Source organism: Antarcticibacterium arcticum, assembly GCF_007993795.1.
Taxonomy (GTDB): Bacteria; Bacteroidota; Bacteroidia; order Flavobacteriales; family Flavobacteriaceae; genus Gillisia; species Gillisia arctica.
Map to the genome: position 1 here is coordinate 1,351,312 of NZ_CP042476.1, position 22,998 is coordinate 1,374,309.

Consider the following 22,998-nt stretch of genomic DNA (forward strand, 5'->3'; position numbering starts at 1 on the left):
ATTATGAAGACAATTAAAGGACCTGCGGTATTCCTGGCCCAGTTCATGGATAGCAACCCACCTTTTAATTCTCTGGATGGCCTGTGTAAATGGGCAGCAGATCTTGGTTATAAAGGGATCCAGATCCCAACCTGGGAAAAAGCCCTGATAGATCTTGACAAAGCCGGTGAAAGCAAAACCTACTGCGATGAATTAAAAGGCAAAATAGAATCCTACGGCCTGGAGATCACCGAGCTCGCTTCTCATTTACAAGGGCAGCTTGTAGCGGTTCACCCGGCATATGATACTATGTTCGATAATTTTGCGCCAGAGGCTTATAAGAATAATCCCAAAGAGCGTACAGCCTGGGCGGTGTCCCAGGTAAAAAGCTGTGCCCGTGCAAGCAGGCACCTGGGCCTGGACGTACATGGGACTTTTAGTGGTTCCCTGTTATGGCATACCGCCCATCCCTGGCCACAGCGACCTCAGGGTCTTGTTGAAATGGGTTTTGAAGAACTTGCAAAACGCTGGATGCCTATTCTTAACGCTTTTGAAGAAGAGGGAGTAGATGTTTGTTATGAAGTCCATCCCGGGGAAGACCTCCACGATGGAGTAACATTTGAAAGATTTCTTGAAGCTACCAATCATCATAAGCGGGTAAATATCCTGTATGATCCAAGCCATTTTGTTTTACAACAACTTGATTATATAGAGTACATTGATCATTACCATGAGTATATCAAAATGTTTCACGTAAAAGATGCTGAATTTAATCCCACAGGGAAAAAGGGCACATTTGGAGGATACTCAGACTGGGTAGACCGGGCAGGAAGGTACAGGCATCCCGGGGACGGACAGGTAGATTTCAAGACTATTTTCTCCAAATTAACCCAATACGGTTGTGACGTATGGGCAGTAATGGAATGGGAATGCTGTATAAAATCTCCCGAACAGGGCGCTCGGGAAGGTGCCGCGTTTATTCAGAACCATATCATAGAAGCAACTCAAAAGAAATTCGATGACTTTGCAGGTAGTGAAATAGATGAAGTAAAACTGAAAAAGATCCTGGGAATCAATTAAAATTTCCAAAGTTAAAAGACATAAGGTTAATTACAAGTAAGCAAGAATTAATATATGCCAATTACATATTACCTTTAACAAACAATAAATATATACAAATGAAAAAATCAAGTTTATTATTTATGGTTGTTGCTGTTGTTACATTAAGCTGTAAGGATAACGAACGCAGCCGCGAAGATGATGACATAATGCCAACAGAGACAGAAACTATGCAACAAAACAGGCAACAACAGGATGCAGCCATTTTTAACGGCCAGGACCTTGATGGGTGGAAAGCTTACAACTCCAATGAGGTTACCCAATGGCGGGTGGAAGACAGCGCAATTGCTTTTACTCCTGCCGAAGGCCAGCGATCTGGTACAGAGAATATAATAACTGAAAAAGAATATACCAACTTTGAACTTACACTGGAGTGGAAAATTTCAGAAGGGGGTAATAGCGGGATCATGTGGGGAGTACAGGAGGAGGAGCAATTTAATGAACCCTATCTTACGGGGCCAGAGATCCAGATACTGGACAACAAAGCGCATCCGGATGCCCAGAATGGCCCTATTCGCCAGGCTGGTGCCTTGTATGATATGGTTGAACCGTCCAGTGATGTTACAAAACCTGCGGGAGAATGGAATAATTTGGTTTTACGAATAGACCATAATGAGAATAAAGGAACCGTAACCCTTAATGGAACTAAAACAACCGAGTTTCCTCTTCACGGTGAGGAATGGGATAAGCTGGTAAAAAACTCAAAATTTAGTGATTGGGAACATTTTGGCAAGCACCGCTCAGGCCATATTGCCTTACAGGATCATGGAGATAAAGTGTGGTACCGAAATATTAAAATAAAAGAACTGGATAAATAATTTATTATTTATAAGGAATAAAAAAGACTGCCGTTTCCCGTGCAGTCTTTTTTTATTCCACCGGCTTTTTTCCTTAATTTCATAAAAATTACAAATTATGACCAATACAAAAATATTTTTTGAGAACGGGGAGGGTAATAAATTGGCAGGATACCTGGAATTACCCCTGGATCAAAAGCCACATAATTTTATTCTTATGGCCCACTGTTTTACCTGTGACAAAAACTTTCATCGGGTAAGAAATATAAGCAAGTCTCTAACTTTAAAAGGTTTTGGAGTCCTGCGATTTGATTTCACGGGTCTGGGGGAAAGTGAAGGGGATTTTTCCGATTCAAATTTTTCCGGAAATGTGGAAGATCTTATTGCTGCTGCCGGTTTTTTAAAAAGGGAATATAAAAGCCCCTCTATGATCATTGGTCATTCCTTTGGAGGGGCAGCGGCCATATTTGCATCTGCATTGCTTCCCGAAGTTAAAGCGCTGGCAACCATTGGCACACCCTCATCGCTGGACCACGTTACACACCTGTTAAGCGAGGGACTTGAAAAAATCAATAAAACAGGACAGGCCATAGTTAATATAGGAGGCAGGCCATTTGAAATTAAAAGACAATTTTTAGAGGATCTGGAAACCAAGGATCTTAAAAAGGTGATAGCAGGTCTTCGAAAATCCATATTAATACTTCATTCTCCACAGGATAATATTGTGGAAATTAAAAACGCTGAGGAACTTTATAAAGCCGCTAGACATCCTAAAAGTTTTATTTCTCTTGATGGCGCCAATCATCTTTTATCAAAAAGAGAAGATTCCCATTATGTAGGCGAAGTAATAGGCACCTGGGCGTATAGATATCTTGATATACCGGAAGCCCCACAACCCAAAACAACCCACGAAGTTGTGGCTCAACTTGAAGAGGAAGGTTTCACCACATATCTTAAAGCAGGAAATCATCAATTGATCGCAGATGAACCCAAAGAGTTTGGGGGCAGCGATTTTGGACCTACCCCGTACGATTATCTCTCGGCAGCCCTTGCGGCCTGTACGTCTATGACCCTGCAAATGTATGCAAGGAGAAAAAAATGGCCTGTTGGAATTGTAGAAACTCACGTGAACCATTCTAAGACCCATGCCCTGGATTGTGAACATTGTGATGAGGGCAAAGCAAAATTAGATACCTTCGAAAGGATTATAACATTTACCGAAGATCTTGAAAAAGAACAAATAAACCGCTTAATTGAAATTGCAGATAAATGTCCTGTGCATAAAACCCTCCATAATAAAGTGAATATTATAACCGGCCATAAAACCAAATAAACATTGAAGCGCCGTAGATTCCCTTCACTATTGTTAAGCAATCCCTAAATCTTTGGTGAAACCTAATTATACAATTACTTTAGTACAAGAAATTAATAACCAATCTTCTTTTATTATGAAAAACATAAGCATAACATTATTATTCTGTGCAGGCCTTTTAATTTCAGGATGTAAGAATGACAAAAAAGATTCAACCGATAATAAAAATACGGAAACCACTACCTCTACCAAAGAAGAAGTAAAGAAAATACGGGTCACAATAGAGCCGAAAAGCGGTAGCTCTCTGTCTGGAAACGCGGTATTTACCGAAGAAAACGGAGAAGTGACCATGACTGCCATTATTGACGGTTTGCCGGAAGGAATGCATGCTATTCACCTGCACGAAAGTGCCGATTGTGCTTCTGAAGACGGATCATCTGCCGGAGGACACTGGAACCCAACCTTCGAAAAACATGGAATATGGGGTGCATCAGGAGGTTATCACAAGGGTGATATAGGAAATTTTAAGGTTGACACCAATGGAAATGGGACTATCACTATGACTACAGATGAATGGTGTATAGGATGTGATGATGAATCCAAAAACATAGTGGGTAAAGCAATTGTGATCCACGATGGAGTAGATGATTTCACATCTCAACCGGCTGGAAATGCAGGTACCCGAGTTGGATGTGGTAGTATAAGACAGTAATTTTATTAAGTAAATAATTTAAAAAAAACAAAGCAACCCGAGGGTTGCTTTGTTTTTTACACCCAAAATTTTAATACATTTAATGCGATATAAAAATATATGCAACAGGACCAATTAATCGCACAATTACAGGCCGGCAATGAAAAGGCATTTGAAAGGATCTATGAATTATATTCTGAAAGTACTTATGGAATTATCCATAGCATTACCCGGGATAAGGAGATCTCTGAAGAATTGCTGCAGGATGTCTTTTTAAAGATCTGGAATAATGCAGAATCCTATAATCCGGATAAAGGCCGTTTTTTCACCTGGATCCTGAACATTGCAAGAAACGCTTCTATTGATAAGATTAGATCCAAAAGCTTTAGAAACCATCGCTTAAACCTTACATCAGATAATTTCGTAGATATATTAGAGTCAAAGAGTTCCATTGGGAGCAAAATAGACGCCATAGGATTGCAAAAATACATAGACATCCTTGAACCGGTTTGTAAAAAATTAATTGACCTGCTCTTCTTTAAAGGCTTTACCCAAAAAGAAACTGCAGAAGAACTGGAAATGCCTCTTGGAACGGTGAAGACCCGAAACCGGATTTGCATAGATAAATTAAGATCAACAGTAATTAATTAAATGGATATAAACGAATATATAAATTCAGGAATACTCGAACTCTATGTTTACGGAGCCCTTACGGAGGAAGAAAGCGCCGAGGTTACCCGCATCCTGAAACAATATCCTGATGTAAAAGCTGAAGTTGAAGAAATTGAAGCAGCACTTTTAAATTTAAGTGCCGCGGTAGCCCCAAATAATCCTGAATTTCTAATAAATTCCATAAAATCCAAATTATCAGGCAACCATAATCTCACAAGGCCTCCAAAAACCTCCAACCTTCCTTCATATATTGGCTGGGCAGCAAGTATCTTGTTATTGGTAGGCCTGTTTTTTATGTTTAACAAAAACAGGGAATTACGGGAATCCCTGCAGGCATTGCAGGCAGAAAAAGCCCAAATGGAATCCCAAATTGTTGATGCCCGGGAAAGTGCCGATAAAACCCGCGAATTATTGAATGTTTTAAGAGACCGGAGTATTTTAAGGGTAGAATTACAAGGCCAGGAAGTTGCTCCACAGGCATTTGCAACGGCCTATTGGGATGAGAATACCAACACTACATATATAGATGCCAGGGACCTCCCACCGCCTCCGCGGGGAATGGTGTATCAGGTATGGTCATTAAAACTACAACCACTTACTCCTACGAGTATTGGGTTGCTGGAAAATTTTGAAGAAGATGAAAACCAGATCTTTGTCCTGTCCAATTCAAATGAATCTGAAGCTTTTGGAATTACCCTGGAACCGGCCGGCGGAAGCGAAAGCCCAACTATGGAGCAATTATATACCCTGGGAGTAGTATCTTCCTGAGCCTGGTGCAATATTATTAAACCTGGAATACAGAAAAGGTTTGTTCCCCTGAGAACAAACCTTTTCCTAACCAACCAAAAAATAAAAAATGGTTTTTAAGTAACCTTCCTCATAACAAAAACAGCATTAACTTAATAATCAGTTTATGTATGTTCCTGGTTATGAGTTAAAAAGTCGCCTAAATACATAATTACTATATATACGAATTCATTTCCCTTACGGTTTTTCTATCATAACATTTTCCGCAGTAATTATTTGATAAAAATTTGCTCTTAAAATAGGCCGGTAGAGAAATTTGCTGCTTGTTTGTAACATTATGTATATTGGAAAGACATATAGGACACTAACCGTTATGTGTGAATAAAGAACTAGAACATCAGTTTGTAACCCATCTAGAGAAGCATCAAAATATTGTGCACAAGATTTGTCGCATTTATACAAATGACCAGGCTTCACATAATGATCTCTTCCAGGAAATAACTATACAATTGTGGAAAGCTTACCCTAAATTCAGGGGTGATGCAAAGTTTAGTACCTGGATGTACCGGGTAGCATTGAATACGGCAATTACTTTATACCGTAAAAAGAAAAGGGGCATACAAACCCAGGATATTGATACAGTTCATTTCAGGGTGCCTATAGACGAATACAATCACGAGATAGAACAACAGCTAAAGCTTTTATATGACGCGGTTAAAGAACTGAATGACATTGAAAAAGCGCTGGTATTTTTATATCTGGAAGATAAGAATTACAAGGAAATATCAGAAACCCTGGGAATAAGTGAGGTGAATGCAAGGGTAAAAATGAACAGGGTGAAAACAAAATTAAAAAACATATTAAATCCGTAAGCGCTATGGATGAATTAGAACTATTAAAAAAGGACTGGCAGAGGCAGGAGGATAATTATCCCCGCCTTAGCTATGACCAGATCTACAATATGATCTGGAAAAAATCTTCCTCTATTGTGAAATGGATCTTTGTGATAAGTATCATCGAGTTTCTATTTTGGTCTGTAATCACCCTGTTCCTGGCAGACAAAGATTATTGGTTAGAACTGGACCGGCTTCATCTAAAGGAATTTACCATTATTTCCTATATCATAAGCTATGGTATAACCTTCTTCTTTATTTATAAATTTTACAGAAATTATATAAAGATATCGGCTACAGATAATGTTTCTTCCCTTATGGAGAATATCCTGAATACGCGGAAAACTGTGAAATATTATATTGCTTTTGTACTTATAAGCACAGCAATAGTATTTTTAATAGTGACTTATTTTACTTTCTATTATCATGCATTAAATACAGAGGTTGCTGAAATAGAGAAATATACATTCTCCCCCGCCCAATGGGCTATTTTTATAGGGGTGATGGTTTTAATCCTAATATTAGTCCTGGGGATTATCTGGTTATTCTACCGTCTTATCTATGGTATATTATTACGCAGGCTTAATAAGAATTACAGAGAATTAAAGAAACTGGAAATGTAAAAAGGGATATGAGGGACTTTAGTATTCCCATTTCCTGGTTTTGTTGAGCTCCTCCATGGCATCAAGTTCTTCTCTTGGAATAACTTTTAAGAAAGAAGGATGCTGCTCTATAGCGTATTCAAGTTTTTGTACAATTTCCTCAATACTTTCATGATCGTAATCAATATCCAGTGGAGGTTTGATCTGGAAAGATTGCAAAATTCCTCTTTTCTTTATACGTAATCCCTTTTTATCAAAGGACCTTCTAAAGCCATCTATAACTACGGGAATTACTATGGGACGGTGATTTTTGATAATATGGGCAGTTCCTTTTCTTATGGGCTTAAATGGTTTTGTTGTGCCCTGTGGAAATGTAATTACCCATCCGTCTTTTAATGCGATGGCAATGTTTTCAGTATCATTTAAATTTATCTCGCGTTGTACATCTTTTCCTTTATCCCTCCAGGTGCGTTCAACACTTATGGCCCCGGCATAAGCCATTATTCGTGTAAGCAATCCCGCTTTCATTGTTTCCTTTGCGGCAACATAATATATATTCATTTTGGGCTGCCAGATGTAACCAACATTTTTAATGGAATCTACCCTTCCGCTCAGGCTGGCATTAAAAACATGGAACATGGCCGTAACATCTGCAAAATAAGTTTGATGGTTAGATACGAACAGAACATTGGTATCCGGCAAATCCTTAATAATTTCAGAACCTTCTATCTTAAGTTCATTAAAACCATGGAACCTTCTGTGGGTAAGTACCCCAAAAATTCGGATAAGCCATTTCTTAAGAATAAGGTAATGACCAAACGGGTTTTTCTTTAATAATCCCATATTTCCATAGTAATTTTATATCATTCGGTTTAATTAAACAGGGCGCAAATATAGCAAAATGGCCTTTACAGGACCTCCTTCAGCAAATCCTTTAATTCGCTAAGCATCATGGCAGTGGCTCCCCACACCACATGGCCGTTTAAAAAATAAGCCGGCACTTCGATCTCTTCGGCATAAGAGGTGCTTAGTTTTTGTGTTATCAAATTATTATCATCCAGAAAATGATCCAGGTTCACTTCCAGGATCTGTTCTACTTCACTTTCCTGGGGCTTTAAAATCGGGGTTTTATCTATAAGTCCCATATAAGGATGTACCCAAAAATCGCTGGGGGAATGTATAATTTAGTGAGTTTTTTAATAACTTTCACTTCACTCCTGGATATTCCCACTTCTTCCTCTGTTTCCCTTAAAGCTGTATGTTTGAGATTTTTATCATATACCTCGAGTCTTCCTCCCGGAAACCCCACCTGGTTAGAATGTACACCCCGATAGGTTTTTCTAAGGATTAACACCAGATGGGTCATTTGTTTTACATCTGGATAAAAAACAGCCATAACCCCTGCTTTATTGGAGTTTTTGGTAGAAAAATCTATTTGTTCCAATTCCTGTATCCTTAAAACAGGAGCCAATTTATGCTGGGCTTCCTCCCCCGGTAGCGGTAAATTTGGTAAATTTGATACCTTATATTTAAATTCATTAAAATCCATGGGAAGATATTTCGCTTCTATATTTTATTTCCTTTTTCTCGTTTTCGCAAGTTGTGAAGATACGGAAAAGTCCAGTAAAAATACCACACAGCACACCCCAACCACCGCGATTTCGGGTACAGATTCTATTCCTGATAAAGCTGTAAATACCACAAAGGATCCTTCGCGAAAAATAGAAACCAAAACCGATGAAGGTAAAACCCTGGTACAGGAAGAACTTATTCCTTTTTTAACCCAATATGGCAAGGAAAATAAGGAAAACAGGGTGAAGATCATTACCCGTTTTGGTGAAATAGAAGTATTACTTTATAATGATACTCCATTGCACAGGGCAAACTTTATTTATTTAGTAAAAAAGGGATATTTTAACAATACATTCTTCCACCGTGTAGCAAAGGGTTTTGTGATACAAGGCGGAAATTCAGATAACAGGGTGACCAGCCAAAAGAGAAATGAAAACGGAAATTATCTTATCCCTGGAGAATTTGATACAGGCCATAAACATTCCAGGGGAGCTTTCTCTGCCGCCAAATATGCCGAACAAAATGTGAGTAAAGCTTCTTCTCCTTATGAATTCTTTATTGTACAAAGCAACAGGGGGGCTCACCACCTGGACAATGACCACACCGTTTTTGGCAGGGTTACCAAAGGAATGGACGTTGTAGATGTAATAGCTGAACAGGAAGTTGGAGAAGGTGAATGGCCACACCGCAACATTCATATAAAAATGGAAATTATTGACTAATTATTTTTGGGTATAATAATTATAGTCCTTTAACACCCTGTCTATAAAATCCAAAGGTCGCTCTACAGGCTTCACTTCCAGGAGTACGGCTACTTTATCTGCCAGTGTAACTATTACGTTATGATAGCCATTTCTGCGGGCGTTGTAATATATTTTTTTAATCTTTTGAATATCACGGTCCTTTAAGATAGTTACCTGAGAATAAGTTGGCACATAATTTTCCGGAATATCCATATGCAGGGTTTGAGATAACTGCATTTTATTTCTTTCAGAGATCACGGCCGTGCCGGCAGCCATATCTCCCAATCGCTGTCCCTTCCCGTTTAGCAAAATGGTTACCAGGGCAACTCCCCCACTACTCAGGCTAATGTCTATTAAGCGCAATAACCACCTGATTATATATTGGCTAAATGCAGGCCTGGATCCGTCAAGTCGTACCACCCGTATGTTTAGAGCAGCTTTACCCGGGGTTCTTCCATTATTAAAGGTTTCCCAAACCAGATAATACATAAATACCGGAAGTCCTATAATAAGATAATACACCCATTGCTGGCCCCCATCAAGTCCCAGGCCGGCAATTGCGAAGGAGGCAAGGATGGCATATCCAACCAGGATCAACCCGTCTATTAAAAATGCCAGGATCCTGTCTCCTATTCCTGCTACATTTTGATGAATGCCTATATTTTGAGCTGTTTCTATTTGAAAATTATCCATTAATACGTTTCTTTGATAAAATAACCGGATCCTATGCGCGAGGCTGCTTTCGTGAAGCAAAATAAGAATAAATGGACACAATTCGAACAGCTTCTTAACAATAAAAGATCCATTGCCCCCGCGACCATTACTTCTATGTATCTTGAAGTAACAGATGATCTTAGCTATGCCAAAACATTTTATCCTGGCAGCAATACGACCACTTATCTAAATGGCCTGGCGGCAACAGCCCATCAAAAGATCTACACCAACAAGAAAGAACCTGGAAATGTATTCTGGAGATTCTATGCTTTTGATTTCCCGTTGATGTTTTTCCGGTTTCAAAAACAACTCCTGTTAAGTTTTATTATTTTTTCGCTCTTTATTGCAGTGGGAGTTTTTTCTGCTTCCAGTGAAGGTGTTTTTGTAAGGGCAATCCTGGGAGATGCCTATATAAATATGACCCTTGAAAATATCGCCAATCAGGATCCTATGGCAGTATATAAACAAATGGGAGAGGTAGACATGTTTCTGGGAATTACGGTTAATAACATAAGGGTGGCATTGATGGCCTACACCCTGGGAATTCTGGCCGGTGTTGGTACCGTCTATGTCCTTATGCAAAATGCGATTATGTTGGGGGCATTTCAATATTTTTTCTTCGAGAATGGAATGTTATGGGAATCGGCAAGAACAATCTGGATTCACGGTACAATAGAGATATCTGTGATCATTATTGCAGGATGTGCTGGACTTGTGGTTGGGAAAAGTATTTTGTTTCCGCAAACCTATACGCGTTTGGCTTCCTTTATAAAAGGAGTTAAAAATGGGTTGAAGATAGTTTTAAGCACCATTCCCTTCTTTATAATTGCCGGATTCCTGGAAGGTTTTGTAACGAGGCAAACCCAAATGCCAGACTGGCTGGCGATAACTATTATAGGAATTTCCCTCTTAAGCATTTTACTTTATTACGTATATTATCCAATCCACCTGAATAAGAAATTAAATACCAATGGAAAACAACTGGTTTATTGAATTTAAAAAACAACGCGAATTAGGAGATATTATCAATATCACCTTTAAATTTATTCGTGAGAATTATAAGCCCCTATTTCAATTGATCTATAAAATAGTAGGGCCCTTTTTCATTTTGCTTATTCTGGCTGTGGCGTATTATACTTATTCCGTTGCGGGAAATCCTATAGAAGCGCTTACCTCTGGCGGGAGTAATTTTGTAATTTCCATTCTACTAATGCTGGCGGCAATGCTATTGTTCTATGCCGCGCTTTATGGAACCATATTACACTATATTAAAAATTATATTTCCAATTACGGGCAGATGAATGAAACCGATGTAAAAAATGGGGTTCAAAAGGATTTCTTTAACCTAATCCTGCTTTCCGTTATCTCTGCAATTCTAATTATTGCCGGTATGATGCTGCTCATTTTACCCGGGATCTATCTTATGGTGCCTTTGGCACTTGCAGGATCTATACTTGTCTTTAAAAATTACAGCGTTTCAGAGGCTATTTCATATAGCTTTACCCTTATAAAGGACAATTGGTGGATCACCTTTGTAAGCCTTTTAGTTATCTGGATCCTGGTTTATTTTATTGGTTTGGTGTTCCAGGTACCGCTCATTATTTATACGGTAGTTAAAACACTTACTATGGCTCAGGAAGGATCCATGGCAGATCCCGCTTCGTATTCAGACTGGATATTTATTACCCTGAATGTCCTCTCTACGGTAATCCAGTATTTACTTTCAACCATTAGTATTATTGGCCTGGCTTTTATTTATTTTAATTTAAATGAACATAAGAACCTTACGGGAACTTATGAGACTATAGACAAATTGGGCGAATAGCAATATGGGCAAATTCCTGTTATACCTTGTAATAGTATTATGCACCGTTGTTTCATACGGGGCACAGGATTCCCTGCCCGGCCCCGGGCCTGAAGTAAAATTTGATACCTCCAGCTCCCTTGCTCCTTTAAATTTTGATGAAGAAAAAATAGCGCAATATAAAAGTGACAAAGCTTTTAATTATTTAACCGAAATAGGGACAGACAGTTGGTGGACTAAATTTAAAAGGTGGTTAGAACTAAAGTACGCGCAATTGATAAATTGGCTATTTGGGGATTATGAAGCAAACTCATGGCTGGCGTTCTTTCTTATGCTACTGCCATATCTTATAATAGGAACCGTAATTGGCCTTATTATCTGGTTGTTTATAAGGCTCAATCCCGGGCCATCATTGCTGGGGAAAACTGAAACCGCGGCGGTATATTTTACTGAAGATGAAAAGCTGGTCCAGTCGGCTGATCTTTCTTCCCTGATTGAAGCAGCTATTGCGGCCGGAGATTACAGGCTTGCAATAAGGTATTATTACCTTAAATTACTGAAGTTGTTGCACCATAAGAAATTGATCCATTATGAATTTCAGAAAACAGATACCGAATACCTGGCAGAACTGAAAGACGACACCCTCCGCAGTCCTCTAAAGCGGATTATGAGAATTTACGATTTCATATGGTATGGGAATTTTCCTGTTTCTGAAAAAGAATTTGCAATGGCCCAGGATTATTTCCGAAGCATAGAAACATCACTAAACCGGGCTGCAGATGAAAAATAGTGTAAAGATAGCTTTGGGGGCAATGCTGTTACTGGTTTTATTATTAACCTACCTGGAAGCATCTGAACCCGAACCGGTGAACTGGAACAACAGTTATCTTGAAACAGACAAGATCCCCCTGGGAACCTATGTCTTCTATGAGTCCTGGAAAAATTCCACTCCCGGCGATATTCAGAATATAGATATTCCACCCTTTGAATTTCTACCGAAGGCGGAGGCCGGCACCTATTTTTTCCTTAATAATTACCTGAGTTTTGATGATGCTGAAATTAAAAAATTATTAATCTGGGTGGAAGCGGGAAATACTGCTTTTCTTTCTGCAGGAAATTTTAGCGAAAACTTGCTCGATACCCTGGGTTTAAAAACTGCCATCCGCATCCCGGGCAGAGATCTAAGCTCCCGCCCCCGTTTCAACCTGGTGCATCCTGACCTGAAGCAACCAGAAAATTATTTATATGAGCAGGAAATACCACTCATTTATTTCAGCAGGATCGATACCCTTACCCATACCATTCTTGGGGTGGCAAACATTAAAGATTTTAAGGAACCCACAACGGCTTTGCCCAATTTCCTGAAGGCCAATCACGGAAAAGGCACCCTCTACATGCATACATTGCCGCAGGCTTTCAGCAATTATTTTATGCTTTCAGGAACAGGCTATAAATATTCCAGGGATGTGCTCGCTTACCTGGAACCCAATTCAACCATCTACTGGGACCGGTATTATAAAACCGGTAAAACCTTTTATACCTCCCCCGTGTTTGTTATAATGCGCAGCAAAACCTTGAAATGGGCCTATTATTTCACCCTCTTGGGGGTACTGCTGTTCATAATTTTTGAGGGAAAAAGAAAGCAAAGGGCAGTTCCGGTAATTGAACCGCTTAAAAATCAAACGTATGAATATTCCAGGACCATCGCCAACCTTTACCTGGAGCAGGATCAATATAAAGAACTTGCGCAGAAGAGTATTGATCATTTTTATGACCACATTCGTAAAGCCTACAGAATTGACACTACCCGTTCTCCCGGGGATTTTTACCCGGACCTGGCTGAAAAAAGCAATAATTCCCTGGAAGACACAGAAACACTTTTTGAAATGTTTCAAAACATTTCAAACAAAAATGTAATTTCAAAAAATGATTTGGTGGCCCTAAACTACGCCATCAATTCTTATAACAAATCAACATAATGGAAAACGAAGCTCCGCAAAACCCTGAAATAAATTTTAACACCCGTATCCCGCTGGAAGAGCTGCAACAAGCTGTAGAAAGTTTAAAGGAACAGTTAGGAAAGGTGATAATAGGCCAGGATAATTTTATTGAACTTTTGATCACCGGCTTGCTGGCGAACGGGCATGTTTTAATTGAGGGAGTTCCGGGGGTTGCAAAGACAATCACCGCAAGGTTGTTTGCAAAAACGCTGGACACAGGTTTTAGCAGGATCCAGTTCACCCCAGATCTTATGCCGGGGGACGTACTGGGAACATCAGTATTTAACTCAAAAATCTCCGATTTTGAATTTAAGGCAGGCCCCATATTTTCAAATATTATTCTTATTGATGAGATCAACCGGGCACCGGCAAAGACCCAGGCTGCCCTGTTTGAAGTGATGGAAGAAAGACAGATCACCATAGATGGAAACAAATATCCAATGACCCCTCCTTTTATGGTGCTGGCCACCCAAAACCCTATTGAACAGGAAGGCACTTATGAGTTACCCGAAGCCCAGCTGGACCGGTTTTTATTCAAAATTAAAGTGGATTATCCCACGCCAGAAGAGGAAGTGAGAATTCTCCAATCTCACCATCAGAGAAAAAGCAGCCTTCCTGAGGATAATATTCAACCGGTAATTAGTCCTGAAAAATTATTATCTCTGCAACATCAGATAGGAGAAGTGCTGGTAGAAGAAAAACTTCTCACCTATATTGCTCAACTTGTAATTAAGACGCGAAATCATCCTCATCTATACCTGGGAGCTTCCCCACGTGCTACGATAGCGGTGATGAATGCTTCTAAAGCAATGGCAGCTATTCAGGGCAGGGACTTTGTTATTCCCGAAGATATAAAAAAGGTATTGGTACCGGTACTTGCGCACCGTGTGATCCTGGCCCCGGAGAAAGAAATGGAAGGGCTTACCCGGGAGAATGTAATAGAGGTAATTTCCAACACAATTGAAATTCCGCGGTAATACATGACAGGGATTAGAGCGGTCTATTTTCATCAACGGGTTTTTGTGGCAGTTTTTTCACTTGCCATGATCTTCCTGTTTTCTTATTGGTTTCCGGTACTATATATTCCCGCTTGGTTACTTGCAGTCTTCCTTCTTATACTTATTGGGGTTGATCTTATAACTCTTTTCAGTAAAAAGGGAATAACAGCAAAAAGAAATGTACCCGATAAACTCTCAAATTCAGATCAAAACCCCATCACCATTGATATAAGGAATAATTTTAATTTTAAAATAGGAGTAGAAATAATAGATGAGCTCCCTGTACAATTTCAAAAAAGAGATTTTTTACAGAAAATGACTGCTCTCCCGGGTCAAAAAAAACAATTTGAGTATAGCCTTAGGCCGGTTGAGCGCGGGGAATACTATTTTGGTAAACTAAATATTTTTATAAGTTCCCCTTTGCGCCTGGTAAAAAAAAGGCTTGTTTTTGACCAGGATCAAAGTGTAAAGGTGTACCCCTCCTTTATACAGATGCGGCAGTATGATTTTATGGCAATTGATAACCGACTTAAACAACCGGGATTAAAAAGGATAAGAAGGTTGGGCCACACACAGGAATTTGAACAGATAAAGGAATATGTTGCGGGAGATGATGTGCGTAGTATCAATTGGAAGGCAACCGCAAAACAATCGGGTTTAATGGTAAACCAGTATCAGGAGGAAAAGGCACAGCCCATTTATTTAATAATAGATAAAGGCAGGGTTATGAAGATGCCGTTTGAAGGCCTTAGTTTACTCGATTATTCTATTAATACCACGCTGGCCTTTGCCAATGTTGCTTTACAGAAAAAAGATAAGGTAGGATTTGTATCCTTTTCAAATGAAATGGGTAATCTTTTGCCGGCAATTGCCAAGAAAACCCATCTTAATGCTATGCTGGAAAGCCTGTATAATATAAAAACAGATTTTCTTGATTCAGATTTTGGTTTACTTTATACCTGGGTAAAACGCCGCATCAACCACCGCAGCCTGTTGCTGCTTTTCACCAATTTTGAGCATATGAATGCCCTGGACCGGAATTTAGGTTATTTAAAGGCCATTGCCAGGCAGCATGTATTGGTCGTAATATTCTTTGAAAATTCTGAACTTGAAAAAGTGATCCGGCGGCCGGCAGAAACGATCTCACAAATGGCCCACCAAACAATTGCAAGGGATATTTCCTATGAAAAAAGGTTGATGGCAAAGAAACTTCAGCAAAATGGGATTCAAACCATACTTTCCAAACCCGGAGACCTCTCGGTTAACACTATAAATAAATACCTCGAGATCAAGGCTCGCGGCTTGCTTTAAACTACTTTTAAACTATAAGCAAATAATAGTTTATCTTATTTTGTAATAGAAAAAAACAATACCTTTGTATACGTCTCTTAATCCATGATATGACAATTACTCAATTACAATATGTCCTGGCTGTTGCCGAACATCAAAATTTTACTAAAGCTGCCCAAAAGGTTTTTGTTACCCAGCCTACATTGAGCATGCAAATCCAGAAACTGGAAGATGAGTTGGATATCCAGATATTTGATCGCAGCAAAAAGCCCATCCAGTTAACCGAAACCGGCAGGAAAATAGTGAACCAGGCCCGGAATATTGTGAATGAAAGTGAAAGGATCCAGGATATAGTAGATCAACAAAAAGGCTTTATTGGAGGAGAATTCCGGTTGGGAGTCATTCCCACCATTATGCCTACTTTATTACCCATGTTTCTTACCAACTTCATAAAAAAGTATCCCAAGGTCAAATTAAAGATCGAGGAATTAAATACCGAAGCCATAATTGAGAAATTAAAGGAGGGGCATCTGGATGCAGCCATTGCTGCCACTCCGCTGGAGCTACCCGGTATTAAGGAACAGGTTTTATATTATGAACCTTTTGTAGCTTACATTCCCGAGGGACATAGGCTTTCAAAAAATGACAAACTGGAAGTAGAATCCCTGGATGTTGATGATATGCTATTGCTGGAAGATGGCCATTGTTTCAAAGATGGGATTCTTAACCTTTGCAAGGCCTCAAGAAATTATGAAGGGGATAATTTTCAACTGGAAAGCGGAAGTTTTGAAACCCTTATCAAATTATCTAACGAAGGTCTGGGAATGACCTTGTTGCCATACCTGCATACCCTTGACGTGAAAGAAAGGGATAAATCCAAATTAAAAATGTTTAAAGATCCGGTGCCTGCAAGGGAAGTGAGCCTTATTTTCAATAAGAGTGAATTGAAGATCCAGATCATAGAAGCATTGCGCAAAACAATTGCCGGGGTGGTAAAAGGGGCAATCGCCTACCAAAATGTAAAAATTATAAGCCCCGTACCCAACAGGAAATAAGGTGGACATCATCTAAAAAATAAAAGCGGCCCAAGGGCCGCTTTTTATTTTAGTTTAAATAAATTAGACACTGATTTAATTCGGGGTTCTGCTTTGTAAGGGAGACGATCCAGATCTTTAATTCCTCAATCTCGTGAGGCAATAATCTGGTAAGCGCTTTTTTTACTTCTTTACAGAACAATACTGCATCAAAACTAACTTTGTCAAGTATTGTTTTGGTGTATTCAAACATCGCTCTCGCCATAATTTGAAGATTATTTTTAGGGTTGCTACTAAGTTGAAAATTGTAGAATTGTTAATAGGCAGAAAAATTAATCTGACTAAATATAAGCAAATATATTAAGATTGTCAATTTCCTCTAATCACTTTAACATTTAGAATCTCCTGTCCCCGCTTATAACATCTCCAAGGCCACCGAGAATGCTGCCTTCTCCTTTATCTTTCCCCCAGCCCTGAGGTGCCGCCTGCCATACCCGATTTGCCAACCTGCTAAAAGGCAGGGATTGTACATAAACAATTCCCGGTCCTGTTAAAGTCGCAAAGAACAAGCCTTCTCCGCCAAAAAGGGAGTTTTTGATACCGCCCACAAATTCTATGTCGTAATTTATATCTTTCGTAAACCCTATTATACAGCCGGTATCAACATTTAGTTTTTCACCGGCTTGCAATTCCTTTCTTGCCATGGTGCCTCCCGCATGAACAAACGCCATCCCGTCGCCTTCAATTTTTTGCATAATAAAACCTTCACCTCCAAAAAATCCGCGGCCGAGTTTACGGCTGAATTCAATACCAATAGAAACCCCTTTTGCAGCACAAAGAAAAGCGTCCTTCTGGCAAATAAATTTTCCGCCATACTGTGTGAGGTCGAGGGGAATGATCTTCCCGGGATAAGGAGACGCAAAACTCACTTTCTTTTTTCCCTGTACCTCGTTGGAAAAAATTGTCATAAAAAGGCTCTCTCCTGTAAGAAGGCGCTTGCCCGCGCCCAGGACCTTCCCCAGGAATCCTTCATGTTGGGAGGAACCATCTCCAAAAATGGTATTCATTTTAATGCCGTTTTCCATCATCATAAAATTTCCGGCTTCAGCTATAACAGCCTCTTTGGGGTCAAGCTCCAGTTCAACATATTGCATTTCTTCCCCGAAGATCTGGTAATCTATTTCATGTGAATTCATATTATTTTTTTAAGGTTGATATTTACCCGGGAGAATAGTACATCCCCCTGCTTGATTCTAATTATCCTTTGGCTTTTATGGTCCACTCAAAATCAAAAGTGGAAACTTCCACCCCATCTTCATCAATTCCCCTGGACCGCATCCAGAAAGTCTGGCCCTCACCGGTAGTTAAAGCCTGTTCTATGGCCCCGGAGATCAAATGTCCTTCATTGCAGATAAATTGAATCCTGCCTGTGGCCTTTTTAATAAATACAGATTTATTCTGAGCTACTAGCATCGATATTTTTTTACCGCTGTTTTGAATATGCGTCATCACCAATGCCCCGGTACTTAACTCGGCAGCCATTGCCTGAACCGCAAAATACATGGAATTAAAAGGATTTTGATTGATCCACCTGTGCCGTACCCCTACCAGGCATTTCTCATTGTCTATACTTATAACCCTTACGCCCGTAAGCCAGGCGCTGGGTAGTTTTATCATTAAATATTTATTGAGTTTTCCCGGTGTTAATTTCATTTTTTAATTGAATTTTTCTAAAAGTATCTAAAATATGCAACATAGCGAAATGTTAAATTTTTCTTAAGGTTTGAAAATAACAGTACTTTGTTTTGCATAATACTGTCTTTAAGATATATATTTGTATTATAAATCATCAATCATCATGGAAACTTTAAGCTTACAACCGGACAAAACAGTAGCCTCCTTAATACATGTTTCGGCATTTTCAAAATACTTCATTCCCTTCGGAAATTTTATTATTCCGTTGATATTATGGACTGCAAAGAAGAATGATCCTTTTGTAGATAGCCATGGAAAACAGGCGCTGAATTTTCAAATAAGTATATTTCTCTACTTCGTATTCCTGGTATGTGCGGGAATAGCCGGAGTAGTTATAATGGGATTTGATATAGCTGCCGCTGATCCTTCTTTTTTTAGAGAAGAAAATTTTAGCCTCCACCCGCTTAGGGCCATGCCACTAATTACAATAGTAGGAATAACAGGACTACTTCTCCTTACACTCTTTATATTGGAAATTGTAGCAGTCATCAATGCTGCGATAAAAGCCAGTGAGGGAAAAACCTATAAATATCCATTAACAATCAATTTCATCACTCCAACTCCGGTTGGCATTCATCAATCAAAAAATGATCAGTTTAACAACACCCAAAAACAAACGCTATGAAGATTGAAAACACCAAGGCACAGATGCGTAAAGGCGTGCTGGAATATTGCATCCTCTCTGTCCTAAGAGATAATGATGCATATGTGGCAGAGATCCTTGACACGCTCAAAGATGCAAAACTACTCGTAGTAGAAGGTACCATTTATCCTTTACTTACCAGATTAAAGAACGCAGGATTACTCCATTACAGATGGGAAGAATCCACCGGCGGGCCACCTCGTAAATATTACGGTTTAACCGATACCGGAAGAGAATTTTTAAAAGAACTCACTTACACCTGGGAAGAATTACAAACAGCTGTAACCAAAGTAACCATCCAAAAAAATAAGAATCATGAATAAGACAGTAAATATAAATCTTGCAGGCGTTTTCTTTCATATTGATGAGAACGCTTATACAAAATTGCAACATTATCTTGATGCAATAAAGCGCTCTTTAACCAATACCCAGGGTCAGGATGAAATTATTGCCGACATTGAAGCACGTATTGCCGAGCTTTTCAATGAGAAGATAAAGACAGACCGCCAGGTAATTGGATCCAAGGAAGTAGACGAAGTCATAGCGGTACTTGGGCAGCCCGAGGATTATATGCTGGATGAGGAGATCTTTGAAGACGAACCTGTGTATAATAAGACCAGATCTACCGGCAAACAACTTTTTCGCGATACCGAGCATTCTTATGTAGGTGGGGTATCTTCAGGATTAGGCCATTACCTTGGAATTGCTCCTATTTGGGTAAGGATCCTTTGGATAATTCTTACGCTGGCATCCAGTGGGGCTTTCATCCTTATTTATATCGCCCTATGGATCTTTGTACCGGAAGCCAAAACCACTGCAGATAAGCTTTCCATGCGGGGGGAAGAGGTGAATATTTCCAATATCGAAAGAAAGATAAGAGAGGAATTTGAAAATGTTTCAGGAAGAATGAAAAATGTGGATTATGAGAAATACGGAAATCAGGCCAGGTCCGGAGCAACCTCTGCGGCTAAAGGTGTAGGTTCCGGGATCTTATTTTTGCTAAATATCTTTGTGAAACTTATAGGGGTCCTTATCCTTCTTATCGCAGGTACAACCCTTATTGGATTGTTCATAGGACTGTTTACTATGGGAACGTTTGGTTTAATTGACGCTCCCTGGACAGATTATATTGAAATGACAGCAATTGGAGCACCTTTGTGGTTGCTTTCACTACTGGCTTTCTTTGCCATTGGTATCCCGTTCTTTTTCCTGTTCATCCTGGGGTTAAAAATCCTGGTAAAGAACCTGAAAACTATAGGCACCCCGGCGAAACTGGTATTACTTGGCCTTTGGTTATTGTCTGTAATAGGACTGGCCGTTATTGGAATTCAACAGGCAACACAACGCGCTTTTGATGGGGAAGTGGTAATTACTGAAACATTACCTGTAACTGCTACAGATACTTTATATCTGGCCATGCAATCCAACCCTAAGTATACCTCTGGCATACGCAGAGGGGGTGTTTCCATTAAATATGATGAGAATGACAATAAGGTGATGTATGCCACAGATGTAAGGCTGGTAATAAAATCTACCAAAGATTCTTTGGGAAGAATGGAGATAATTAAAATGGCCGATGGAAGTGACTTCCGCGATGCCAGGGACAGGGCTGAAAGTATAACTTATAATACCACCTTTAACAACGGGAAATTATATCTTGATTCCTTTCTTACTTCTCCCTTGCAAAATCATTACAGGGAGCAGGAAGTTCGGGTAGTAATTTACCTGCCGGAAGGTGCAACTTTATATGCTGACAGCAATATCTCAAATTTCCATCGTTCCTCAGATTATTACGGAAATATACTCAACTACAACACCGAAGGTAAATATTTGAAGATCATTGAAAACGGTTACACCTGTGAGGATTGTGAAGAAGAAGATGGTGACTGGAACAATGATTCCTGGGAGGAAGATACGGAAGATCCAATTGAAGAAAATGGATGGGAAACGGACAGCATTTCTGGAGAAGTAAAAGTGAGGCTAGACGAAAACGGAATTCAGATCAATAACAGAAATTCTGATAAGATTAGAATTAACAAAAATGGCGTTGCAATTCAAAAAACCTAATCATGACAGCCTTGATAAAAACAATCATAGCCGCTATAATTGGAATGTTTGGTTCCCTTGAAATGGAGCAATCCACTCCAATGGAGATTACAGGAATTCAGATAGAGAAAAAATGTGCACAGGGTAGATTGTTCACCCCCGAGGTCAACTGTGGCAAGGAGGTTATTTCATGGGAATACATAAATTCCTCCTCTGCTTCCTGAAAATATGATATATTAGCCTCTCTAACTCTTTAAAATTAATGATTATGAAAAGATTTTTTAAAACAGGTTTGCTTTTAATGGCCATTAGCATTTCAGTTATCGCGTGTCGTGAAACCAACGAAGCCGATGATGTAAACAATGATGACCTGCGCACAGAAGCAGGAGCAGAGGTGAAAGTAAGTGAGGATGGCTCAAAAGTGAAGATCAAAACCGATGATAAAAAGGTAAAGATCAAAACCGATGATGACGGCGAATACAAGGAAAAAGTAAAAATTGATAACGACGATAACTAGAAATTATCCACTCACAAAAAAAGTCCCTATTCAGGGACTTTTTTATTTATAAAAATTTTTAAAACCTATTGAGCGGTAATTTCCTTCTCCTCGGTTTTTTCAATAGTGCTTAAATATCTTTCAGCATCAAGGGCAGCCATACATCCGGTCCCTGCGGCTGTTATAGCCTGGCGGTATTCCTTATCCTGAACATCTCCTGATGCAAATACCCCCGGAAGGTTCGTCTTGGTAGATTTCCCTTTCGTAATAAGATATCCCATATCATCCATATCCAGATGACCTTTAAATATTTCGGTATTTGGCTTATGGCCTATTGCAATGAATAATCCTGTTATCTCAATGGTTTCTTTTTCCCCGGTTTTGCTGTTTATCATTCTCAAACCTTCTACCACCTGCTCTCCCAACACCTCATCAACCTCGGTATTATAGCGAAGATCAATATTGCCTGTATTTGTTACCCTGTGCTGCATAGCTTTGGAAGCTCTCATTTCATCTCCTCTTACCAACATAGTAACTTTTTTACAAATATTGGCAAGATAGGTAGCTTCCTCGGCCGCGGTATCACCCCCACCAACTATAGCTACCTCCTGATTCTTATAGAAAAATCCGTCGCACACTGCACAGGCAGATACTCCCCCACCCCTTAAGCGTTGTTCACTTGGCAATCCTAAATATTTAGCAGTAGCTCCGGTAGAAATTATTATAGTTTCGGCTTCTACCCAATTTGCGTTATCTATACAGGCCTTATGAATCCCACCCAGTTCTTTGCTTAATTTTACTTCGGTTACCATTCCTATTCGTACCTGGGTTCCAAATCTTTCAGCCTGTTTTTGAAGATCAACCATCATGGATGGCCCATCAATTCCTTCAGGATAACCGGGAAAGTTGTCAACTTCAGTAGTGGTAGTCAACTGGCCACCCGGTTCCATTCCTGTATACATCACAGGGTGCATATCTGCACGGGCGGCATAAATAGCTGCGGTATATCCCGCGGGTCCAGATCCTATTATAAGGCATTTTATTCTTTCTATCTTGTCTGTCATTTCAGAAATTTTTAAGTATTGTAAAAG

The 22,998-nt window shown here is 39.5% G+C and carries 29 protein-coding genes; 21 read left to right on the plus strand and 8 right to left on the minus strand.

Annotation, left to right across the window (positions count from 1 at the left end; translation table 11 throughout):
• The first annotated feature begins 3 nt into the window (after window positions 1-3).
• The 8 genes from FK178_RS05995 (at window position 4) to FK178_RS06030 (ending at window position 6,833) form a co-directional block, all read left to right on the plus strand.
• Window positions 4-1,059, plus strand: a complete 1,056-nt coding sequence (locus FK178_RS05995) for a sugar phosphate isomerase/epimerase family protein (protein WP_146832132.1) — start codon at window positions 4-6, stop codon at window positions 1,057-1,059.
• Window positions 1,060-1,157: 98 nt separating this feature from the next.
• Complete coding sequence (locus tag FK178_RS06000) at window positions 1,158-1,916, plus strand: 3-keto-disaccharide hydrolase (RefSeq protein ID WP_146832135.1); 759 nt, start codon at window positions 1,158-1,160, stop codon at window positions 1,914-1,916.
• Between the two features lie 97 nt (window positions 1,917-2,013).
• The gene (locus tag FK178_RS06005) at window positions 2,014-3,228 is read left to right on the plus strand and encodes a bifunctional alpha/beta hydrolase/OsmC family protein (RefSeq protein WP_146832138.1); all 1,215 of its coding nucleotides are present in this window, start codon (window positions 2,014-2,016) and stop codon (window positions 3,226-3,228) included.
• A gap of 115 nt (window positions 3,229-3,343) precedes the next feature.
• Complete coding sequence (locus tag FK178_RS06010) at window positions 3,344-3,919, plus strand: superoxide dismutase family protein (protein WP_146832141.1); 576 nt, start codon at window positions 3,344-3,346, stop codon at window positions 3,917-3,919.
• Between the two features lie 99 nt (window positions 3,920-4,018).
• Window positions 4,019-4,549, plus strand: coding sequence for an RNA polymerase sigma factor (locus FK178_RS06015; RefSeq protein WP_146832145.1), 531 nt, complete (start codon window positions 4,019-4,021; stop codon window positions 4,547-4,549).
• On the plus strand, window positions 4,550-5,338 hold the full coding sequence (locus tag FK178_RS06020; protein ID WP_146832149.1) for an anti-sigma factor: 789 nt from the start codon (window positions 4,550-4,552) through the stop codon (window positions 5,336-5,338). It abuts the gene before it with no gap.
• A 356-nt stretch (window positions 5,339-5,694) separates the two neighbouring features.
• On the plus strand, window positions 5,695-6,189 hold the full coding sequence (locus FK178_RS06025) for an RNA polymerase sigma factor (RefSeq protein WP_146832152.1): 495 nt from the start codon (window positions 5,695-5,697) through the stop codon (window positions 6,187-6,189).
• A 5-nt stretch (window positions 6,190-6,194) separates the two neighbouring features.
• Window positions 6,195-6,833 carry a hypothetical protein gene (locus FK178_RS06030; RefSeq protein ID WP_146832155.1) on the plus strand — a complete coding sequence of 213 codons (639 nt, stop codon included), beginning with the start codon at window positions 6,195-6,197 and terminating at the stop codon, window positions 6,831-6,833.
• 18 nt (window positions 6,834-6,851) lie between these two features.
• On the opposite strand, the gene FK178_RS06035 is transcribed toward FK178_RS06030, so the two are convergent.
• From FK178_RS06035 to FK178_RS06040, 3 genes are all read right to left on the minus strand, one after another.
• The gene (locus tag FK178_RS06035) at window positions 6,852-7,655 is read right to left on the minus strand and encodes a lysophospholipid acyltransferase family protein (RefSeq protein WP_146832158.1); all 804 of its coding nucleotides are present in this window, start codon (window positions 7,653-7,655) and stop codon (window positions 6,852-6,854) included.
• Between the two features lie 65 nt (window positions 7,656-7,720).
• Window positions 7,721-7,957 (minus strand): NUDIX hydrolase, encoded by a 237-nt coding sequence (locus FK178_RS15855; RefSeq protein ID WP_317130390.1) that lies wholly within the window; start codon window positions 7,955-7,957, stop codon window positions 7,721-7,723.
• The gene (locus FK178_RS06040) at window positions 7,945-8,361 is read right to left on the minus strand and encodes an NUDIX hydrolase (RefSeq protein ID WP_317130391.1); all 417 of its coding nucleotides are present in this window, start codon (window positions 8,359-8,361) and stop codon (window positions 7,945-7,947) included. Before FK178_RS06040 ends, FK178_RS15855 begins: the two co-directional genes overlap by 13 nt.
• On the opposite strand from FK178_RS06040, the gene FK178_RS06045 reads away from it, so the two are divergent.
• Window positions 8,360-9,106 (plus strand): peptidylprolyl isomerase, encoded by a 747-nt coding sequence (locus tag FK178_RS06045; RefSeq protein WP_146832161.1) that lies wholly within the window; start codon window positions 8,360-8,362, stop codon window positions 9,104-9,106. The two genes, FK178_RS06040 and FK178_RS06045, sit on opposite strands and share 2 nt — an antisense overlap.
• Here FK178_RS06045 and FK178_RS06050 read toward each other — a convergent pair whose 3' ends face one another.
• On the minus strand, window positions 9,107-9,820 hold the full coding sequence (locus FK178_RS06050) for an RDD family protein (protein WP_146832164.1): 714 nt from the start codon (window positions 9,818-9,820) through the stop codon (window positions 9,107-9,109).
• Window positions 9,821-9,853: 33 nt separating this feature from the next.
• Here FK178_RS06050 and FK178_RS06055 point away from each other — a divergent pair, with 33 nt between their 5' ends.
• The 7 genes from FK178_RS06055 (at window position 9,854) to FK178_RS06085 (ending at window position 16,988) form a co-directional block, all read left to right on the plus strand.
• Window positions 9,854-10,834: a stage II sporulation protein M gene (locus tag FK178_RS06055; RefSeq protein WP_146832169.1), complete on the plus strand. Its 981-nt coding sequence runs from the start codon at window positions 9,854-9,856 to the stop codon at window positions 10,832-10,834.
• Window positions 10,812-11,666: a hypothetical protein gene (locus tag FK178_RS06060; RefSeq protein WP_146832172.1), complete on the plus strand. Its 855-nt coding sequence runs from the start codon at window positions 10,812-10,814 to the stop codon at window positions 11,664-11,666. Before FK178_RS06055 ends, FK178_RS06060 begins: the two co-directional genes overlap by 23 nt.
• Window positions 11,667-11,670: 4 nt before the next feature.
• Entirely contained in the window at window positions 11,671-12,435 is a 765-nt protein-coding gene (locus tag FK178_RS06065; protein ID WP_146832175.1) for a DUF4129 domain-containing protein, read from the plus strand.
• Window positions 12,425-13,624, plus strand: coding sequence for a DUF4350 domain-containing protein (locus FK178_RS06070; protein ID WP_146832178.1), 1,200 nt, complete (start codon window positions 12,425-12,427; stop codon window positions 13,622-13,624). Before FK178_RS06065 ends, FK178_RS06070 begins: the two co-directional genes overlap by 11 nt.
• A complete protein-coding gene (locus FK178_RS06075; protein WP_146832181.1) occupies window positions 13,624-14,622 on the plus strand; it encodes an AAA family ATPase in 999 nt (332 codons plus the stop codon). Before FK178_RS06070 ends, FK178_RS06075 begins: the two co-directional genes overlap by 1 nt.
• A 3-nt stretch (window positions 14,623-14,625) precedes the next feature.
• Window positions 14,626-15,954 (plus strand): DUF58 domain-containing protein, encoded by a 1,329-nt coding sequence (locus FK178_RS06080; RefSeq protein WP_146832184.1) that lies wholly within the window; start codon window positions 14,626-14,628, stop codon window positions 15,952-15,954.
• A gap of 89 nt (window positions 15,955-16,043) precedes the next feature.
• Window positions 16,044-16,988, plus strand: a complete 945-nt coding sequence (locus FK178_RS06085) for a hydrogen peroxide-inducible genes activator (protein WP_146832187.1) — start codon at window positions 16,044-16,046, stop codon at window positions 16,986-16,988.
• A gap of 49 nt (window positions 16,989-17,037) precedes the next feature.
• On the opposite strand, the gene FK178_RS06090 is transcribed toward FK178_RS06085, so the two are convergent.
• The 3 genes from FK178_RS06090 to FK178_RS06100 form a co-directional block, all read right to left on the minus strand.
• Complete coding sequence (locus tag FK178_RS06090; protein ID WP_146832190.1) at window positions 17,038-17,232, minus strand: hypothetical protein; 195 nt, start codon at window positions 17,230-17,232, stop codon at window positions 17,038-17,040.
• A gap of 130 nt (window positions 17,233-17,362) precedes the next feature.
• Complete coding sequence (locus tag FK178_RS06095; RefSeq protein ID WP_146832193.1) at window positions 17,363-18,163, minus strand: TIGR00266 family protein; 801 nt, start codon at window positions 18,161-18,163, stop codon at window positions 17,363-17,365.
• A gap of 61 nt (window positions 18,164-18,224) precedes the next feature.
• The gene (locus tag FK178_RS06100) at window positions 18,225-18,680 is read right to left on the minus strand and encodes a DUF4442 domain-containing protein (RefSeq protein WP_146832196.1); all 456 of its coding nucleotides are present in this window, start codon (window positions 18,678-18,680) and stop codon (window positions 18,225-18,227) included.
• Window positions 18,681-18,825: 145 nt separating this feature from the next.
• Between FK178_RS06100 and FK178_RS06105 the strand changes: the two genes are divergently transcribed.
• The 5 genes from FK178_RS06105 to FK178_RS06125 are packed head-to-tail and all read left to right on the plus strand — an operon-like array spanning window position 18,826 to window position 21,928.
• The gene (locus FK178_RS06105) at window positions 18,826-19,347 is read left to right on the plus strand and encodes a DUF4870 domain-containing protein (protein WP_146832199.1); all 522 of its coding nucleotides are present in this window, start codon (window positions 18,826-18,828) and stop codon (window positions 19,345-19,347) included.
• The gene (locus FK178_RS06110) at window positions 19,344-19,688 is read left to right on the plus strand and encodes a PadR family transcriptional regulator (RefSeq protein WP_146832202.1); all 345 of its coding nucleotides are present in this window, start codon (window positions 19,344-19,346) and stop codon (window positions 19,686-19,688) included. Before FK178_RS06105 ends, FK178_RS06110 begins: the two co-directional genes overlap by 4 nt.
• The gene (locus tag FK178_RS06115; protein WP_146832205.1) at window positions 19,681-21,432 is read left to right on the plus strand and encodes a PspC domain-containing protein; all 1,752 of its coding nucleotides are present in this window, start codon (window positions 19,681-19,683) and stop codon (window positions 21,430-21,432) included. Before FK178_RS06110 ends, FK178_RS06115 begins: the two co-directional genes overlap by 8 nt.
• A gap of 2 nt (window positions 21,433-21,434) precedes the next feature.
• On the plus strand, window positions 21,435-21,635 hold the full coding sequence (locus tag FK178_RS06120) for a hypothetical protein (protein WP_146832208.1): 201 nt from the start codon (window positions 21,435-21,437) through the stop codon (window positions 21,633-21,635).
• A gap of 44 nt (window positions 21,636-21,679) precedes the next feature.
• Window positions 21,680-21,928, plus strand: a complete 249-nt coding sequence (locus FK178_RS06125) for a hypothetical protein (RefSeq protein WP_146832211.1) — start codon at window positions 21,680-21,682, stop codon at window positions 21,926-21,928.
• Window positions 21,929-21,993: 65 nt separating this feature from the next.
• Here FK178_RS06125 and trxB read toward each other — a convergent pair whose 3' ends face one another.
• Complete coding sequence (gene trxB, locus FK178_RS06130) at window positions 21,994-22,971, minus strand: thioredoxin-disulfide reductase (protein WP_146832214.1); 978 nt, start codon at window positions 22,969-22,971, stop codon at window positions 21,994-21,996.
• Between the last annotated feature and the right edge of the window lie 27 nt (window positions 22,972-22,998).